The sequence below is a fragment of the Roseixanthobacter psychrophilus genome, from assembly GCF_043195195.1.
In the GTDB taxonomy this organism is placed as follows: domain Bacteria; phylum Pseudomonadota; class Alphaproteobacteria; order Rhizobiales; family Xanthobacteraceae; genus NCEH01.
This window is the reverse complement of record NZ_JBAFWT010000016.1, coordinates 1-17,838: the sequence shown is the minus strand read 5'-3', so window position 1 is coordinate 17,838 and position 17,838 is coordinate 1. Positions and strand designations below refer to the sequence as shown.

At 66.7% G+C, this 17,838-nt stretch carries 11 protein-coding genes; 6 read left to right on the top strand and 5 right to left on the bottom strand.

Going from position 1 to position 17,838, the window contains the following annotated elements; all coding sequences use genetic code 11:
* The first annotated feature begins 189 nt into the window (after positions 1–189).
* The 4 genes from V5F77_RS15130 to V5F77_RS15115 all read left to right on the top strand — a co-directional run bounded on the left by V5F77_RS15130 (position 190) and on the right by V5F77_RS15115 (position 7,107).
* The gene (locus tag V5F77_RS15130; RefSeq protein ID WP_429006189.1) at positions 190–1,749 is read left to right on the top strand and encodes a Do family serine endopeptidase; all 1,560 of its coding nucleotides are present in this window, start codon (positions 190–192) and stop codon (positions 1,747–1,749) included.
* 188 nt (positions 1,750–1,937) lie between these two features.
* A complete protein-coding gene (locus V5F77_RS15125) occupies positions 1,938–2,654 on the top strand; it encodes a winged helix-turn-helix domain-containing protein (RefSeq protein ID WP_429006188.1) in 717 nt (238 codons plus the stop codon).
* A 48-nt stretch (positions 2,655–2,702) separates the two neighbouring features.
* Complete coding sequence (locus V5F77_RS15120; protein WP_429006187.1) at positions 2,703–4,091, top strand: ATP-binding protein; 1,389 nt, start codon at positions 2,703–2,705, stop codon at positions 4,089–4,091.
* Positions 4,092–4,134: 43 nt separating this feature from the next.
* A complete protein-coding gene (locus tag V5F77_RS15115; RefSeq protein WP_429006186.1) occupies positions 4,135–7,107 on the top strand; it encodes a bifunctional [glutamine synthetase] adenylyltransferase/[glutamine synthetase]-adenylyl-L-tyrosine phosphorylase in 2,973 nt (990 codons plus the stop codon).
* A 115-nt stretch (positions 7,108–7,222) separates the two neighbouring features.
* Here V5F77_RS15115 and V5F77_RS15110 read toward each other — a convergent pair whose 3' ends face one another.
* Together V5F77_RS15110 and pepN are read right to left on the bottom strand one after the other, a co-directional pair.
* A complete protein-coding gene (locus V5F77_RS15110; protein WP_429006185.1) occupies positions 7,223–9,538 on the bottom strand; it encodes a sensor histidine kinase in 2,316 nt (771 codons plus the stop codon).
* 371 nt (positions 9,539–9,909) lie between these two features.
* Complete coding sequence (gene pepN, locus V5F77_RS15105; RefSeq protein WP_429006184.1) at positions 9,910–12,543, bottom strand: aminopeptidase N; 2,634 nt, start codon at positions 12,541–12,543, stop codon at positions 9,910–9,912.
* Positions 12,544–12,784: 241 nt separating this feature from the next.
* Here pepN and V5F77_RS15100 point away from each other — a divergent pair, with 241 nt between their 5' ends.
* Positions 12,785–14,005, top strand: a complete 1,221-nt coding sequence (locus V5F77_RS15100) for an acyltransferase family protein (protein ID WP_429006183.1) — start codon at positions 12,785–12,787, stop codon at positions 14,003–14,005.
* Positions 14,006–14,076: 71 nt separating this feature from the next.
* Here the strand turns inward: V5F77_RS15100 and V5F77_RS15095 are convergent, their stop codons facing one another.
* The 3 genes from V5F77_RS15095 to V5F77_RS15085 all read right to left on the bottom strand — a co-directional run bounded on the left by V5F77_RS15095 (position 14,077) and on the right by V5F77_RS15085 (position 17,320).
* Entirely contained in the window at positions 14,077–15,051 is a 975-nt protein-coding gene (locus tag V5F77_RS15095; protein WP_429006182.1) for a malate dehydrogenase, read from the bottom strand.
* 110 nt (positions 15,052–15,161) lie between these two features.
* Positions 15,162–16,142 (bottom strand): ATP phosphoribosyltransferase, encoded by a 981-nt coding sequence (gene hisG, locus V5F77_RS15090; protein WP_429006181.1) that lies wholly within the window; start codon positions 16,140–16,142, stop codon positions 15,162–15,164.
* Positions 16,139–17,320 (bottom strand): ATP phosphoribosyltransferase regulatory subunit, encoded by a 1,182-nt coding sequence (locus V5F77_RS15085; protein ID WP_429006180.1) that lies wholly within the window; start codon positions 17,318–17,320, stop codon positions 16,139–16,141. The genes hisG and V5F77_RS15085 overlap by 4 nt, the downstream gene beginning before the upstream one ends.
* 197 nt (positions 17,321–17,517) lie before the next feature.
* Between V5F77_RS15085 and V5F77_RS15080 the strand changes: the two genes are divergently transcribed.
* On the top strand, positions 17,518–17,802 hold the full coding sequence (locus tag V5F77_RS15080; protein ID WP_429006179.1) for an exodeoxyribonuclease VII small subunit: 285 nt from the start codon (positions 17,518–17,520) through the stop codon (positions 17,800–17,802).
* Positions 17,803–17,838 lie beyond the last annotated feature (36 nt).

Here is a 17,838-nt window from a genome sequence, read left to right as displayed (position 1 = left end):
GCGCGCGCCCGCCGATGTCGAGGCGTGGGGGGCGCCGGCTTCGCCTGATCCGTCTTAACGAACCTCACGCAGGCGTGACGCGCCTTACGGATCGGTAACCCAGCCGCCAGCCGGCTGTAAGTTTCGGCCCCCTATGTTCGATCTCGACCTTGCCCCACGGGGGGCAGACAGAAGAGAGACGAACGCCCCATGACCGGCTTCCCCCGCAAGTCCACCCTGATCCGTCGCCGCCGCACCGCCCTGCTCGGCGGGGTGTTCGGCCTGGCCGTGACCGGCATTGTCGTCAGCCAGTTCGTCCCGCCCTATTCCATGCCGGCGAGTGCGCAGATCACCACCAGCCAGCCCGCCGGCACGTTCTCCTTCGCCGACACGGTCGAGAAGGTTTCGCCCGCGGTGGTTTCCGTGAAGGTCAAGAAGGACGTCACCGCCCAGGAAATGGCCATGGGCGACGAAGGCCCGTTCGGCAACGACGTGCCGCCGCAGATCGAGCGCTTCCTCAAGCGGTTTGGCCTTGAGGGCGGTCCCCAGGGCCAGATGCCCCAGCGCCCCCGCGCGGATCGCGGCGATAAGGGTGAGCGGCGCGTGGTCGGCCAGGGTTCCGGCTTCATCATTTCCGCCGACGGCTATGTGGTGACCAACAACCATGTGGTGGACGGCGCGAGCGAAGTCGACGTCACCACCACGGACGGCAAGGAATACACAGCCAAGGTGATCGGTGCCGATCCGCGCACCGACGTCGCGCTGCTCAAGATCGATGGCAAGAACGACCTGCCGTGGGTGAAGCTCGCCGATGGCGCGCCCCGCGTCGGCGATTGGGTGATCGCGGTCGGCAATCCGTTCGGCCTCGGCGGCACGGTAACCGCCGGCATCGTCTCGGCCCGCGGCCGCGATATCGGCTCGGGTCCCTATGACGATTTCATCCAGATCGACGCGCCGATCAATCGCGGCAATTCCGGCGGCCCGACCTTCAGCCTCAACGGCGAAGTCATCGGCATGAACACCGCCATCGTGTCGCCGTCGGGCGGCAATGTCGGCATCGCCTTCGCCATCCCGTCCGAAACCGTGAAGGCGGTGGTGAACCAGCTGCGCGACAGCGGCAAGGTGGCGCGCGGCTATATCGGCGTGCAGATCCAGCCGGTGACCGACGACCTCGCCTCCGGCCTTGGCCTGAGCACGGCCGAAGGCGCCCTTGTGGCCCAGGTCCAGCCCGGCACCCCCGGCGCCAAGGCCGGCCTGAAGAGCGGTGACGTCGTGGCCAAGGTCAATGGCGACACCGTCAAGGATGCCCGCGACCTCACCCGCAAGATCGGCATGATGAAGCCGGGCGCCAACGTCGATCTGACGGTGATCCGCGACAACAAGCCGATGAATGTCGCCGTGACGCTGGAGCAGCTTCCCAACGAGCAGCAGGCGAGCCTCCAGGGTCCGGGCGAGAGCGACGAGGCCCCCGGCGCCGGTGTGCCGCGCCTCGGCCTCCAGCTTGCTCCGGCCAAGTCCGTCAAGGGCGCGGGCGGCGAGGGCGTGGTGGTCACCGACGTGGAGCCGAATGGCCCGGCCGCCCAGCGCGGCATCCGCTCCGGCGACGTGATCCTGGATGTGGGCGGCAAGACCGTCTCCAACCCCAAGGATGTGCGCGACGGGCTCGCCGCTGCCAAGGCGGAAAACCGCAAGGCGGTGCTGATGCGGGTGAAGGGCGAGCAGGGCGTGCGCTTCGTCGCCATCGCCATCGACGCCAAGGCCAAGGGCTGATCCCCACGGCCGGCGCCCGCCAGCCCGGCCAGTGCCATGCTTGAAAGGGACAAGGGTGGCGGGCGTGTCCCGTTGCCGGTCCACCAGATGCGGGAAGCTGAAGGGCTTCCCGCATCACGCTTTTCCCGCCTGTATTCCGTGCGGCTCTTTCAGGCCGTTCCCCGGCTCGTTTTCGGCGCTAGGATGAGATGGACACGAATCTCGAACAAGGCCCGACCTTCTCCATGCGCCTGCTCCTCATCGAGGACGACCGCGACGCGGCGGATTATCTGCGCAAGGCCTTCCGCGAGGCGGGCCATGTGGTGGACCATGCCGGCGACGGGGAGGGGGGCCTCGCCCTTGCCCTCGACGGCAAATACGACGTGCTGGTGGTGGACCGCATGCTGCCGCTCAAGGACGGCCTCTCCATCGTCGCCGACCTGCGCCGGCGCGGCGATACCACCCCGGCGCTGATCCTCTCGGCGCTCGGGCAGGTGGACGACCGGGTGGCGGGCCTGCGAGCGGGCGGCGACGATTATCTCCCCAAACCCTATGCCTTCACGGAATTGCTCGCCCGGGTCGAGGCGCTCTCGCGGCGCGGCGCCCCGCAGGCGGCGGAAACCATCTACCGGGTCGGTGATCTGGAGCTGGACCGCCTCGCCCACCGCGTCAGTCGGGGCGGCAAGGATATTCCGCTCCAGCCGCGCGAATTCCGCCTGCTGGAATATCTCATGCGCCATGCCGGCCAGGTTGTGACCCGCACCATGCTGCTGGAAAACGTGTGGGACTACCATTTCGATCCGCAGACCAACGTGATCGACGTCCATGTCTCGCGGCTGCGCTCGAAAATCGACAAGGGCTTCGACGTCCCGCTGCTGCACACGGTGCGCGGCGCCGGCTACATGATCCGCGTCGGCCTGCGCTGATGGCGCAGCGCCGTCGCCGCCCAATTCGTCTGGCCTGAAGCGATGAAAATGCACCGCGACCTGCTCCAGCTCGTGCGCACCACGGCGTTCAAGCTGCTGGCCGTGTATCTCGTGGTGTTCGCGCTTTTCGCCGTTTTCATGATCACCTATGTGGCCTGGCACACACGCGCGCTCATCGAGAGCCAGGTGGCCGAGAATGTGGAAGGCGAGGTGCGCTTCCTCGCCGAGCAATATCGCCTTGGCGGTATTCAGCGCCTGGTCATCGCCATCGACCGGCGCACTCGCCGGCCCGGTTCGTCGATCTATCTGCTGACCAATTTCGCCGGCGAAGTGATGGCCTCCAACGTGTCGGACCTGCCCATCGGGCTGCTCGACAAGGCCGGGACGCGCATCACCCCCTACCGGCGGTCCGACGAGCCGGGGGCGAAGGAGTTCCTGGCCTTCGTCCAGGTGTTCCAACTGCCCGGCGGCTATCGCCTCCTGGTCGGCCGCGACATCGAGGAACGCGATACGCTGCGTCAATTGGTGGTGCGGCCGGCCCAGGGCGCCCTGGTGCTGATTCTGGTGCTCGGCGTTGCTGGGGGCATCTTCGTGACGCGGCGCGTGCTCAAGCGCATCGAATCCATGAGCGCCACCTCCGAGACCATCATGGCCGGGGACCTCTCGGGTCGCCTGATGGTGGACGGGACCGGCGATGAATTTGATCGCCTCGCCCAGAGCCTCAACACCATGCTGGACCGTATCGAAGCGCTCATGGTGGGCCTCAAGGAGGTTTCGGACAATATCGCGCACGACCTCAAGACGCCCCTCACGCGGCTGCGCAACCGCGCCGAGGAGGCCCTGCGAGGGGCCCATTCGGAAGAGGAATGGCGCGCGGCCCTGGAAACCACCATCGAGGAGAGCGACGCGCTCATGCGCACCTTCGATGCGCTGCTGATGATCACGCGTGCGGAGGCGGGGCAGGCGCGGGATAATATGGTCGACCTCGACCTTGCCGCCATCGCCGAAAACGTCGCCGAACTCTATGAGCCGCTCGCCGACGAGCAGGGCATGGACCTGACGGTCGAGGCGGTGCCGGTGACGGTGCACGGCATGCGGGAATTGCTCGCGCAAGCGCTGGCCAATCTGGTGGATAACGCCATCAAGTACGGCGCGTCGACCGACGGTTCGCGCGGCGAAATTCGAGTGTCCCTGCGCCGGGAGAACGATGACGCGGTCCTGGAGGTCGGGGACCGTGGCCCGGGCATTCCAGCGCAGGATCGCGACCGCGTGGTGGAGCGGTTCGTGCGGTTGGACGCCAGCCGGTCGCGGCCGGGGTCCGGGCTCGGCCTGTCCCTGGTTGCCGCGGTGGCGCGCCTGCACGGCGGCAGCCTCACCTTTTCCGACAACGCACCTGGACTGCGCGCGACCTTGCGTCTGCCTGCGAAAGCGCCTTAGGGGCTTGCGCTTAGGCACGGCCTCATGCCTTTAAGTGAGGCAAATGTCCGCTCCCATCACTTCGCCCCCGATTGCTGCCGCCTCGCTTGCCGCCTTGATGTGGGAAGGTCCTGTCCTTTCCGATGCTAAGACGGCAAAGGTCAAGCTCGGGTTCGCCCTGGAGGGCCTGAATGCGGCGCAGCGCACGCGGCTTGATGCGCTCTTGGAGACGTATCCTCGGACGCTCCCGGTCCTGCTTGGCGTCGCCGAGGCTTCGCCCTTCCTGCACGACCTGATCCGGGCCGAGCCGCAGCGCCTGCTGCGGGCGCTGGAGGCCGACCCCGCCGCTCATATCGCCGCCCTCACGCAGGCTTGCCGGCGGGCCGTCGCCACGGCCGCCGACGAGGCGCAGGCCATGACCGCGCTGCGGCGCATGCGGGCCGAGGGGGCCCTCACCATCGCTCTCGCCGACATCGGCGGCGCATTGAATCTCGCGCAGGTGACGCGCGCCCTGACCGAAATCGCCGACACCGCGCTCGGCGCCGCGCTGGATTTCCAATTGGCCGAGGCGGCCCGCGCCGGCAAGCTGCTGCCGCCCGATCCCACCAACCCGGCCGCCGGCTGCGGCCTCGCCGTGATCGCCATGGGCAAGCACGGCGCGCGCGAGCTGAATTATTCCTCCGATGTGGATCTGGTCGTGGTCTATGACCGCGATGTCGCGCCGCTGGCGGAAGGCGTCGAACCCTCCCCCTTCTTCGTGAAGATCACCCGCGCTCTGGTCCGCATGATGCAGGAGCGCACCGGCGACGGCTATGTGCTGCGCGTCGACCTGCGGCTGCGGCCCGATCCCGGCTCGACGCAGGTCGCGCTCTCCACAGCGGCGGCGCTTGCCTATTACGAGCGCGAGGGCGCGACCTGGGAGCGGGCGGCCTATATCAAGGCTCGTCCCGTCGCCGGAGACCTCGCGGTCGGCACAGAGTTCCTGGCAGAGCTTTCGCCGTTCGTCTGGCGCCGCGTGCTCGACTATCGGGCGATTGCCGACGTGCACGCCATGAAGCGTGAAATCCATGCCTTCCGGGGACACGATGTGGTGGCCGTGGAAGGCCACAATGTGAAGCTCGGCCGCGGCGGCATCCGCGAGGTCGAGTTCTTCGTCCAGACCCAGCAGCTCATCGCCGGCGGGCGCGATCCAAACCTGCGATCCTCCCGCACGCTGGACGCGCTCGATGCGCTGGTGCGCGATTTCTGGATTGCCGGCCCGGTCCGCGACGATCTGGCGGAAGCCTATGTCTTCCTGCGCCGGGTCGAGCACCGCATCCAGATGGTCGCGGACGCGCAGACCCACACCTTGCCCGAGCACACCGACGAACTGGCGCGCTTTGCCCGCTTCATGGGCTACGACGACCGCGACGCGTTCGCCGCCGCGCTGGTGGAGCGGCTGACCAAGGTGCAGCACCATTATGCCCAATTGTTCGAGGACGCCCCGCCGCCGGCCGTGCTCGACGGGCAATTGCTGTTTCCGGTCGACCATGACGACCGCCAGACCCTGGCGGTGCTCTCCCGCCTCGGTTTTCACGACCCGGTTGCGGCAAGCGCGGTGGTGCGCGGCTGGATGAATGGCAGCCATCGCGTGCTGCGCACCGATGCCGCGCGGGGGCAACTCGCCGGCATTACGCCCTTGCTACTGGAGCAGCTCTCGCGCGGGGGCGATCCCGACGGGGCGCTGATCGCCGCAGACAATTTCTTCGCCGAACTCTCCGGCGGCCATCTGCTGCATGCCCTGCAGCGCCATGCCGATCTGGTGCGCCTGCTGGCGACCATCCTCACCGTCGCCCCGCGGCTTGGCGAGACGCTGGCGCGCCGGCCCTCATTGCTCGATGCGCTTCTGGACCCTGCCTTCTTCAACAAGCTGCCGGACCAGGCGAACCTGGAACAGCATCTGGAAAATCTGCTCGATACGGCAGAGAGCGACGAGGAGCAGCTCGACCGCGCCCGGCGGTTCCGCCAGGAGCAGCACGTTCTGATCGGCGTGCGCATCGCCTCGGGGACGCTGCCGGCGGCGCGCGCGGGCGAGGCCTATGCGCGGCTGGCGGAGGTGATCATCCGCGCCCTGCATCGACGGGTGTGGCGGCGCTTTCAGGAGGCGCACGGCACCATCGCAGGAGCCGAGACCGCCGTGCTCTCCATGGGCAAGCTGGGCGGCCGGGAAATGACCGCCGGCTCCGACCTCGACCTCATCGTGCTCTATGATTTCGACCCTGAGGCGAACCCGTCCTCGGACGGTGCGCGGCCGCTGCACGGCGCGCAATATTTTGCGCGCTTCACCCAACGGCTCATTACCGCGCTCACCAGCCTCACCAATGCCGGAAAGCTCTACGACGTGGACCTACGGCTGCGCCCCTCGGGCCGCTCGGGGCCGGTGGCGACGCGGCTGCGCTCGTTCGAGAACTACCAGCGCGAGGAAGCCTGGACCTGGGAACACATGGCGCTCACGCGCGCCCGCGTCATCTCGGCCAGCCCCGCGTTTCAGGCGAACGTGGAGCAGGTGATCCGCGACGTGCTGGCGCGCCCGCGTGACCCCCGCCGGATCGCTGGCGACATCCTGGATATGCGTCACGCCATCGCCGCCGAGAAGGGCGAAGAGGATCGCTGGAACCTCAAGCACGCGCTCGGCGGACAGGTGGATCTGGAATTCCTGGCGCAATATCTGGTGCTGGTTCATGCCGCCCGGCATCCGCAGATCGTCGATACGGCGACCGCGCGCATCATCGCGGTGGCGGGCGATCTGCACCTTCTTCCGGCGGAGGAGATCCAGCTTCTCGCCAATGCGTGCCGGCTGTATCAGGACCTGACGCAGGTGCTGCGGCTCGCGCTGGACACCCATTTCCTCCCGGCCGCCGCGAGCCCGGCTCTCAAGGCGCTTCTGGCGCGGGCGGGCGAGATGCCCGACTTCGCCACCCTCGATGCGCATTTGCGGGAAACCCAGGATCGCGTGCGGGAAATCTTCACGCGGGTGCTCGAACAGGCGGTGGGTTAGCGCCCGATAGAGCGCTTCCGCGATTCATGGAATCGGGGAAGCACTCTCTCTCATTGTGTCGGCGCGTTTTCTTCACGCGAACCGGTTTCCACTTCGCTCGCAAACGCTCTATGCCTCAGATCACCGAGGTCAGACGCGGGGTTTCGTTGGAATTGGCCGCGCCGCCATCCAGCGGCAGGCGGATGATCACGGTGGTTCCAACGCCTTCCTGGGAGCGGATGCGCATGCCGCCGCCGTGCAACTCGGTCAGCGACTTGGCGATGGCGAGGCCCAGCCCCGAGCCCTTGTGGGTCTTCGTGAACTGGCTTTCCACCTGCTCGAACGGCCGCCCAAGCTTGGCCAGCGCATGCTTGGCGATGCCGATGCCGCTGTCCTCGATGGCGATCACGGCAGCCCCGCCGTTCACCCGCGCCTTGATGGCGATGCGTCCGCCGTCCGGCGTGAACTTCACCGCATTGGAGAGCAGGTTCAGCAGGATCTGCTTCAGAGCCCGCTTGTCCGCGCGCACCGCAAGGCCCTCGCCGGCCTCGGCGGTGACGGAGATATGCTTCTCCTCGCCCTTGAGCGCCATGACGCGCAGGGCGTCGGTGACGATTTCGTCGAGACGCACATCCTCCAGTTCAAGCTGCATGCGGCCGGCCTCGATCTTCGACATGTCGAGGATGTCGTTGATGACGTCCAGCAGATAGGTGCCCGATCCTTTGATGTCGCCGCAATATTCCGCGTACTTCTCCGAGCCGAGCGGGCCGAACATGCCGCTTTCCATAATCTCGGAAAAGCCGATGATCGCGTTGAGCGGCGTGCGCAGTTCGTGACTCATATTGGCCATGAACTCGCTCTTGGCGCGGTTGGCATCCTCGGCGCGGTTCTTCTCTTCCGAATATTTTTCCGCCAGTTCGGCCAGTTGTTGAGCCTGATGCTCCAGGGTCTGCTGGGATTTGCGCAGGTCCGCCACCAGGGCCATCAGGCGCTTCTCATTGTCCATGAGGCGTTCCTCATGGCGCTTGAGCGGGGTGATGTCGGTGCCCACCGAAACGTAGCCGCCGTCCTTGGTGCGGCGCTCGGCGATCTTGAGCCAGCGTCCGTTGGAAAGCTGCGCCTCGAAGGCGCGGGAGCCTTCCTCCGGCTTGTCTTCGGGCTTCAGCGGCGTGCGGGTGACGGGATGGCGCCCGACCGTGGCGATGGTGTCGAACGAAGTGCCGGACGCGACCGCCTCGTCGGGCAGTTCGTGCAAGGTCTGGAACTTGGAATTGCAGAGCACGAGACGATTGTCGCGATCCCAGAGCACGAAGGCTTCCGAGATGCTCTCGATGGCGTCGCGCAGACGGGTGTCGGCGGTGACGGTGCGTTCCGCCATGCGCTGCGCCTCGGTGACATCCATGGCGATGCCGATCAGGTGAGGTCCGTCCTCGCCGACCTGCTGAACCACTTCGGCGCGCATGCGCAGCCATACGAAATCGCCGCGCGCGGTGCGCATGCGGAATACCCGGTCCACCGATGCCCCGGGGCGGTCGGCGAGGTCCTGTGCCAGTTCGTAGAGGTTCACGTCGTCGGGATGCACCAGCTTGGAGATGTCGCCGAACGAAAGCAATTCGTCCCGGCGTTCCAGGCCGAGGATCTCGAACATGGTGTCCGACCAGTACATGCGGCCGCGCGCCATGTCCCAATCCCACATGCCGCACCGGCCGCGATTGAGCGCGGTGTCGATGCGCATGCGCACGGTGTCGTAGATGTGGTCCGCCTCGCGTGCCCGGCTGGCCTGCCAGTGGAACGAAAAGCCGAGGATCAGCAGGACCGCGCCGGTGGTGGTGAACAGCGTGACCGTCAGCGTGGTGCTGTCCGACCAACTCGTCAGCACGCGCGCCATGGGCTGCATGAAGATGATCTGCCCGAGTGGCGGATTGAGGTTGCGCACGGTAGCGAGCGCGGTGTCACTGCCGAGCGGGATTTCCAGAACCCCAGCGCGTTCGGCGAAGACCGTCAGCGGCTGGGAGGGGTCGATCACGTCGGCGAGCATGGTCGCGGGGGGAAGGCCCTGCGGCGCCGAGGCCAGAATGCGGCCCTGGGGATCGGTCACGTAGATGCGGCGCCCGCCAAGCGTTGCGCGGGGCGGCAAAGCCTCCTGCAGCGCCTGGCCAACCCGCGATAGATTGCCCCCCAGGCGCTGGCTCAGCCCTTCGGCGGTTGCGAGCGCGAGTAGACTGAGATCATCCTTGGCATTGTCGATCACGGCTTGACGGTGGCTGTGCACTTGCACAACGGCGCCGATGCCGATGACGATCAGGAAGGTGATGATCAGTGCCGGAACGATCCGGCGCAGAAAAGGCTCGGCTTCGAGAAGCCGTTGGTAGGCAGGTCGTGCAACGGATTTTGCCAATCCACCTATGGCATGACCGCGCACACCGACGCTCTCAGCGTTGGCGCGTGCCATCGCCGGCCCCTCCTCCGGTGTCCGGTCTTAGGGCGGCCACGCCCTTCGACCTATCGTCCTCACAAGACTTGGAGGGACGTGCCGCATCTCTCCGAATCGGGGTCGATTGGACTCGAATCGAGGGGGTGTTGTCTAGAGTCAGGAAGAGTCAAGAGCGCATTTATTCGCGATTCCACAGGCCTTCATCGCCTGCAGTCGCCGCCCTATCGGCCAAGCTTGAGTCTGATGGCGGCGCTTACCTCCGACCGGGAGAGACTGTTGCCCGATCTCCGAGAGGCGGACGGGCTCCGGCTCGTCCCGCCGGCTCCTGCGCCGATCGGGATAATATGCTATTCGCGAAGCTTATTATCCCGATTTGCCTGTAATGCGCCTCAGGATAGGGAGCGCGTGGCGATGTCAGCCACGTCTTCCGACAAGCCGGGCATCTCGGCCACCCGCCGCAGCGCCCGCTCGGCGAGGGCCGCGCGGCCCTCTTCCAGTTGCCGCCATGTCTTGAACGCCGAGAGCATGCGCGAGGCCACCTGCGGATTGGTCTGATCGAGGCCGAGGACCACCTCCACCAGGAAGTCGTAGCCTGCCCCATCGGCGCGGTTGAACTGGGTGGCATTGCCGGTGACGAAGGCGCCGATGAGCGCGCGCACGCGGTTCGGGTTGCTCATGGAGAACAGCGGCAGAAGCGACAGGCGCTTCACCCGCTCCAGCGTGCCGGGCTCGGGGATCATCGCCTGGAGGCTCAGCCATTTGTCGATCACCAGCGGGTCGTTCTCGAATCGGCGGAAGAAATCATCCAGCGCCGTCGTCCGGTCCGGTGTGTCGTGCTGGGAGAGCACGGCGAGCGCGGCGAACCGGTCGGTCATATTGTCGGCCCGCTTGAACTGGGTGACGGCGCGCGCGAGCGCCTCCGGCGTACCGGGAAGGGTGAGGTAATCGAGGCTGAGGTTGCGCAGCGCGCGCCGACCGGCGGAGGCGGCATCGGGCGAATAGGGGCCTGGCGTCGCGAGGGTGGCATAGGCTTCGGCGAACAGGTCTGCGAGCCCCCCCGCGAACGCTTTGCGCAGCGTCTTGCGGGCGGCGAAGACCGCATCGGGATTGACGTTCCGCGCCAACTCGCGGGCCACTTCCCCCTCACCCGGCAAAGCCAGGGCCTGCGCCTTGAAGGCCGGATCGAGCGCGGCATCGCTCAGCAGCAGGCGTGCGGCTTCCACCAGGGCCGTGGGGTCCGGCAAGATGCCGGTGCGGGCGCCTTCCTTCAGCAGCGAGAAAGCCAAGCCCTGAATGGCGTCGAAGCGGTTGAACGGGTCGCTGTCGTGCGCGGCGAGAAACACCAGGTCGTCGCTTGTAAGGTCGGATGACAGGTTCACCGGCGCCGAGAAGCCCCGGTTGAGCGACGCCACCGGACGCGCCCCGATCCCGGTGAAGACGAAGCTCTGCTTCGGCGCCGTCACTTCCAGCACGCCATCGTCGACGCAGGTGCCGTCGTCCAGAACCAGCGGCATGTCGCTGCCGTTCGGCCCCACCAGACCGAGCGCGAGGGGAATGACCAGCGGCTGCTTCTCCGCCTGGCCGGGCGTTGCGGGCGTGGACTGCGTGACATCCAGGCGGAACGTGCCGGCCTGCGCATCATAAGTCGCTGCAACGTCCAATTTGGGCGTACCGGCCTGGGAATACCAGAGAGCGAAATGATCGAGGTCGCGGCCGGTCGCGTCCGCGAAGCATTTCAGGAAATCCTCAATGGTCGCGGCATGGCCGTCGTGCCGTGAGAAATAGAGGTCCATGCCGGTGCGGAATCCCTCCTCGCCCAGCAGGGTTTTCAGCATCCGCACCACTTCGGCGCCCTTTTCATAGACGGTCGCCGTGTAGAAATTGTTGATCTCGCGATAGACCTGCGGCCGCACCGGGTGGGAGAGGGGACCGGCGTCCTCGGTGAATTGCTGGGCCTTGAGGAGGCGCACGTCGGCGATGCGCTTCACCGGGCGCGAGCGCTGGTCGGAGGAGAATTCCTGGTCGCGGAAGACGGTGAGGCCCTCTTTCAGACAAAGCTGGAACCAATCGCGGCAGGTGATGCGGTTGCCGCTCCAATTGTGGAAATATTCGTGGGCAATAATCGCCTCGATATTCGCATAGTCGGCGTCGGTCGCGGTTTCCGGCGTTGCCAGCACGTATTTGTCGTTGAAGACGTTGAGCCCCTTGTTCTCCATTGCGCCCATGTTGAAATCGGACACCGCGACGATGTTGAACACGTCGAGATCGTATTCGCGGCCGAAGGCGGTCTCATCCCAGCGCATGGAGCGCTTCAGAGCGTCCATGGCATAGGCGGCACGGTCGGCCTTGCCGGGCTCCACATAAATGCCGAGTTCCACCGGGCGGCCGGAGGCGGTGACGAAGTGGCTCGGCACCTTGTCGAGCTTCCCCCCCACCAGGGCAAACAGATAGCTCGGCTTGGGCCAGGGATCGTGCCAGACGGCATAATGGCGGTTGGTGCCGGCGATCGGGCCGCTCTTCTCCAGATTGCCGTTGCCGAGCAGGATCGGAGCCTCGTTCCGATCGGCCTCGACGCGGGTGGTATAAACCGCGAGAACATCCGAACGGTCCGGGAAATAGGTGATGCGGCGGAAGCCCTCGGGCTCGCACTGGGTGCAGTAATTGGCGCTAGTACGGAACAGCCCCATGAGCTGAGTGTTCGCGGTCGGGTCCACCAGGGTCTCGACTTCCAGGGTCAGGCGATCCTCGGTCGGGGCGGGAATCACCAGCGCTTCGGGCGTCGCCTCATAGCCGCCGCCTGCCAGAGGTATGCCGTTGAGTGCGACCCGTACCAGCGTGAGCCCATCGCCGTCCAAGGTGATCGGCGCGCCCGCTGTGCCCATGGGATTTCGACGCAGGGCGAGGCGGGAGACCACGCGCGTCGCGGTCGGATGAAGCGAAATATCGAGATCGACGGTATCCACCAGCCATTCGGGCGGGCGGTAATCGGCCAGGCGCACGGGTTGGGGCTCGGCTTCACGCATCGATCACTCCGGGACAAGCAAGTCTGAGCGCCTGGGGCGCGCGGGAAGACTAGGCCGTCGCAATGAGCGGGGGAAGGGGCGGGCGCGCATGGCCGAAACAGCGAGGGTTCCGTCCTTTGCAACGGCCAAGGTAGAAATATTCAAGAACACATGATCATGAAGTATCCGCATTTCAGACAAGGCTTCTCCCAATGGGAACCTTAAGCCTGCCTCCGGCTTTTCTGCAGCGGAGGTATGTTTCATGGTTCGCTTCAAAGCCCTGGATGCTTGGCGTGGGATCTGCGCGCTGCTGGTGGTTCTGTTTCATTTCTGTTTTGTGTTTCGTTCGCCGCTCATGGGAGCGCCGATAGTCACCAACGCATTTTTATTCGTGGACTTTTTCTTTGTCCTCAGCGGCTTTGTGGTGTGCCATGCCTATCGTGACCGCCTGGGGGATGCGCCATCCTGGCGCGCCTTCGTGGTGCGCAGGTTCGGCCGGCTGTGGCCGCTGCATGCGGCCATGCTCGCGCTGTTCATCGCCTTCATCGCCCTGGTGAACCTGCTGCCCCACCCCGAGCGCTTCGCCTTCACGCTCGGGCCGAGCGAATATTCCGCCATCGCCATTCCCATCTATGTGCTGCTGCTGAACGCGGTGGATCTGCACGGCATGGCCTGGAACGCCCCGAGCTGGAGCATCGGCGCGGAATTCTACACCTATCTGCTGTTCGGCGCGGTCTGCGTGCTGGCGCTGCGGCGCCTCAGCCTCGCCGCCGCCGCTTTGGTGCTCGCGAGCATCGCACTCCTGGCCATCGTCGCCCCGAGCTACATGAATTCGACCGCCGATTTCGGCCTGTTCCGCTGCGTGGCCGGCTTCTTCACCGGCGTCATCGCCTATCGCCTGCACGAGATGTGGGGCCACCGGCGCCTGCCGCTGGCGACCCTATGCGAAGCGGGCATCGTCGCGATCGTGGCGGCGTTCGTGATTCGCTCCAGCCACGGGCCGGATGCGGTGCGCGCGCTCAGCCTCGCGGCGCCGCTTGCCTTCGCCGCGGCGGTGCTGGTGTTCGCGCGCGAACAGGGGGCGATCTCGCGCTTGCTGCGCGCCCGGCCGTTCGCGGCGCTCGGGCGCTGGTCCTATTCCATCTACATGAGCCACCAATTGGTGCTGATGGCGGCGGCGTTCCTGGCCTGGAGCCTCGCGGGCGCGGCCGGCGTCGCCCTGGAGCGCGAGGTCATGGTTGAGGGGCACGCCAAGACGCTCTACGACCTCGGCGGCGTGTGGCAGAGCCACGCGGCGCTGGCGGGCGTGCTGGCGGTGGTGCTGGCGCTCTCGGCGCTGACCTATTCCCGCATCGAGGAGCCAGCGCGGCTCGCCTTCAATGCCATGGCCAAGCGCATGGAGCGCGGGGAAGCGGTGCGCCGCGCGTTCGCCCAGGTGCGGGCGCGGCGGATTTCCAACATGACGTCGGTGGACATGAGCTGATTGAAGCTGGCGCGGCCGGCGGGGGCTCCCCGCCGGCCGCGCCATTTTTTGCGTTCAGGCTTTCAGTGGGTTCAGGACTTCAGTGCGTCCAGTTCCTCGGTCAGCTCGGCGACCGTGCGGTCGATCATGGTGCGGGCGAAATCGTCGATCGGCAGGCCGGTGACGCGCTCATAACCGCCGTTGGCGCAGATCGCCGGAACGCCCGCATAGACGCCTTCGGGAATGCCGTAGCTGCCGTCGGACGGCAGGCCCATGGACACCCAATCGCCGTTCGAGCCCTGGAACCAGTCGTGCATGTGGTCGATGGCGGCATTCGCGGCGGACGCGGCGGAGGAAGCGCCGCGCGCTTCGATGATCGCCGTGCCGCGCTTGGCGACGGTGGGGATGAACGTGTCGCGATACCAGGCTTCGTCGTTGATCAGCTCGGGCAGGCTCTTGCCGCCGGAGGTGGCGAAGCGCCAATCGGCGAACATGGTGGGGGAATGATTGCCCCACACGGCCATCTTCTGGATGCTGGCCACTTCGACGCCGGCCTTGGCGGCTAGCTGGGAGAGGGCGCGGTTGTGATCCAGGCGGAGCATCGCGTTGATGTTCTCGCGCGGGAAGTCCGGCGCGTTCTGGGCGAGGATCGCGGCATTGGTATTGGCGGGGTTGCCGACCACCAGCACGCGGGCGTCGCGGCTGGCCGCTTCGTTCAGGGCGCGGCCCTGCACCTTGAAGATTTCGCCATTGGCCAGCAGCAGGTCGCGCCGCTCCATGCCCTTCGAGCGCGGGCGCGAGCCCACCAGAATGGCGGCATCCACGTCGCGGAAGGCGACCTTGGGATCATCGGTGATGGTAACGCCGGCGAGTAGCGGGAAGGCGCAGTCTTCCAGTTCCATCACCACGCCGCCCACGGCCGCCTGGGCCTGCGGCAGGTCGAGCAACTGCAGCACCACCGGCTGGTCGGCGCCGAACACATCGCCATGGGCCAGGCGGAATAGCAGGGAATAGCAGATCTGGCCGGCGGCGCCGGTCACCGCGATGCGCTTGGCGGGACGTGTCATGAGGCTGAGCTCCAGAACAGGATCGGGACGCGGATGCGCCCAGCTCGGCTTATAGGGCGGCTTTCACGACGTTTCAGCAGCCATCTGCGCAAAAGTGCAATGGTGGCGTCTCAGCTTGCGGCGAGCCGCGCCTCCAATGCCTCGTAGAGTGGATTGTCGGAGGCGAAGACATATTCCATCGCCCCCACCGTCACCATACTGGCCCCTTGTTCCCGCAGGAAAGTGGCAAGGCCGTGCAGGGTGTCGGGCGGGCAGTGCAGCGTGAGCATGCCAGACGAGGTGGGACCGCCGAACGGCGCAACGCACCGAAATTTCTCCACCGCCTGCGCCACCAGGTCCGCATCGCACGAACTGAAGCGGGTGCGTACCTCGCGCATGGTGCGCGCGCGCTTTTCCGCTGCCATGCGGTCGAAGATGGCGCGGGCGACGGCGCGTGTCCCGGCGGTCCAGGGGGCCGTGAGCGAGGCCACCAGATTGGCCTCCGAGCGCAGCATCACGCCGTCGTCCACCACCTTCAGCGCATTGGCCGACAAGGTGGCGCCGGTGGTGGTGATGTCGACGATCAGCTCCGCGCTTCCCGCTGCAGGGGTCCCTTCGGTCGCGCCCGCGCTTTCGACGATGCGGTAATCGACGATGCCGTGTTTGGCGAAGAACCCCCGGGTGAGGTTCACATATTTGGTCGCGACGCGGATGCGCCGTCCGGTGCGGCTGTGGAAATGGCTGGCCACATCGTCCAGGTCTTCCATGGTGCGCACATCGATCCAGGCCTGCGGTACCGCGACCACTACATTGGCATGGCCGAAGCCGAGCTTCTCCAGCAGCGCGACGCGGGTATCGGCGTGGGAGATGTTCTCGCGCACCAGATCCTCGCCCGTGACGCCCACATGGGCAGTCCCGGAGGCAAGCGCGGCGGCGATCTCGGAGGCCGAGAGATAGGCCACTTCCACATTCTCGACGCCGCCGATGGCGCCGCGATACTCGCGGGCGCCGCGCGCCTGCAACAGCGGCATGCCGGCGCGCGCGAAGAAAGCCTGCACGTTCTCCTGGAGGCGTCCCTTGGAGGGAACGGCGAGAATCAACGTGTCGCTCATCGCCCCGCCTCCACATCGGCTTTGGCCATTTCGGCCTGATCCACATGGGCGAGGCGCTCCACCCACGCGGCAAGGCCGACAGCAGGCACCACCGCCCCGCCACCGAGGCGCTCCAGCAGGCGATCATAGCGCCCGCCGGCGACCAGCGGGCCGTCCACGCGCTTGAGCGGATCGTGCAACTCGAACACCATGCCGCTGTAATAATCCAGCGGCCGGCCGAACGCCGCCGAGAATTGAATGTCCGTCAGCGCGATGCCGTGGGCGGCGATGAAGCCGGCGCGCCGGTCGAAGGCATCGAGCGCGGCGGTCAGGTCGATGCCGGCGTCACGCGCCAGCGCGCGCAGGCGGGCCGAGGCGCTGTCCGGGTCGCCGGTGATGTCGAGATAACGGCCGAGGATGATCGCGGTCTCGGCCGAAAGGCCGTTGCCGGCATCGAGCGCGGCTTGTTCGAGAAACCGCTCGGCGATTTCCGACACGCTGCGCCCGCCCACCGTCGTAATGCCGGCGATCGAGAGCAGGTCGGTGATGAGGGCGCGCGCGCCCTCCGGGTCGGAGCCGGTGAGCGCGTTCAGGACGCCGGCATGGCTCGCGCCATTGGCCGGGCGGTCGGCATTGAGGCGGGTGAGGTCGGCATCCAGGCCGCTCTGGCCGAAATCCTTCAACAGCCGTCGCCGCCATGCCGGGGGCAGGGGCAGGGCTTCAAGCAAAGCCGCAAACAGGGCGACATCGCCAAGGCGGATCGCCGGGGCCGGCATGTTGTAGATCGCGCAGGTCTCAAGGCCGAGAGCGAGAATTTCCGCGTCCGCCGCCTCCACATCGGTCCGCCCGAAGGACTCCACTCCGGCATGGCGGAACTCGCCGCTGCTTTCGCCGCGAAACCGGAACACCGGGCCGAGATAACTCACGAAGGTCGGGAGCGGCGCGCCGGAGAGCAGCACCTGCCGGGCTACCGGGATGGTGAGGTCCGGCCGCAGGCAAAGCTCCTGCCCGTCCACGTCGGTTGTGAGATACAGCTGGCGACGGATGGATTCGCCCGAAAGATCAAGGAACACGTCCGCCGGCTGCAGAATGGGCGTGTCGATGCGCACGAAGCCGGCGGCCTCGTAGCGGGCGAGAAGGGCATCGTCCAGGGCGCGGGACTCACGCTCGGGAAATCGGCTTTGCGCCTTGGGGGGCATGGAATTCGTCCGCCGCGGTCCAGATAGGGCTGAAGTGTTCGCGCGGCTTCTAGCAAAGGCGAAGCCCACAGGCCACCCCGCGTATCCTCGCAGAGGCTTAAGCCCGGCGTCCGGCTCGGCTATGGTGTGCGCCATGATGCGGGAATCGGCGTGCGGGCGCATGCCGGTTCGCAACTGCGCACCCGAAAGGAAAGCTAATGGCCGACGCCCCGAAGACTGCCCCGCAGGCGAAAGGCGCCAGCGCCGGCCCTGCCGTCGCCACCTTGTCCTTCGAGGCCGCGCTCGCCGAATTGGAGAGCATCGTCCAGCGCCTGGAGCGCGGCGACGTGCCTCTGGAGGAGAGCATCGCCATCTATGAACGCGGCGAAGCCCTCAAAGCGCGCTGCGATGCGCTGCTGAAGGAAGCCGAGGCGCGGGTGGAGACCATCACCCGCGATTCCGACGGCCGCCCCAACGGAACGGCCCCCCTCGATCCGGGCTGATCTCAGGGGAATCGCATTTGAACGCGCTTGACAATA

Bases quoted from the DNA above. Each gene is read 5' to 3' on its own strand.
- V5F77_RS15130 (WP_429006189.1), top strand. From the start codon at position 190: ATGACCGGCTTCCCCCGCAAGTCCACCCTGATCCGTCGCCGCCGCACC.
- V5F77_RS15125 (WP_429006188.1), top strand. From the start codon at position 1,938: ATGGACACGAATCTCGAACAAGGCCCGACCTTCTCCATGCGCCTGCTC.
- V5F77_RS15120 (WP_429006187.1), top strand. From the start codon at position 2,703: ATGCACCGCGACCTGCTCCAGCTCGTGCGCACCACGGCGTTCAAGCTG.
- V5F77_RS15115 (WP_429006186.1), top strand. From the start codon at position 4,135: ATGTCCGCTCCCATCACTTCGCCCCCGATTGCTGCCGCCTCGCTTGCC.
- V5F77_RS15110 (WP_429006185.1), bottom strand. From the start codon at position 9,538: ATGGCACGCGCCAACGCTGAGAGCGTCGGTGTGCGCGGTCATGCCATA.
- pepN (WP_429006184.1), bottom strand. From the start codon at position 12,543: ATGCGTGAAGCCGAGCCCCAACCCGTGCGCCTGGCCGATTACCGCCCG.
- V5F77_RS15100 (WP_429006183.1), top strand. From the start codon at position 12,785: ATGGTTCGCTTCAAAGCCCTGGATGCTTGGCGTGGGATCTGCGCGCTG.
- V5F77_RS15095 (WP_429006182.1), bottom strand. From the start codon at position 15,051: ATGACACGTCCCGCCAAGCGCATCGCGGTGACCGGCGCCGCCGGCCAG.
- hisG (WP_429006181.1), bottom strand. From the start codon at position 16,142: ATGAGCGACACGTTGATTCTCGCCGTTCCCTCCAAGGGACGCCTCCAG.
- V5F77_RS15085 (WP_429006180.1), bottom strand. From the start codon at position 17,320: ATGCCCCCCAAGGCGCAAAGCCGATTTCCCGAGCGTGAGTCCCGCGCC.
- V5F77_RS15080 (WP_429006179.1), top strand. From the start codon at position 17,518: ATGGCCGACGCCCCGAAGACTGCCCCGCAGGCGAAAGGCGCCAGCGCC.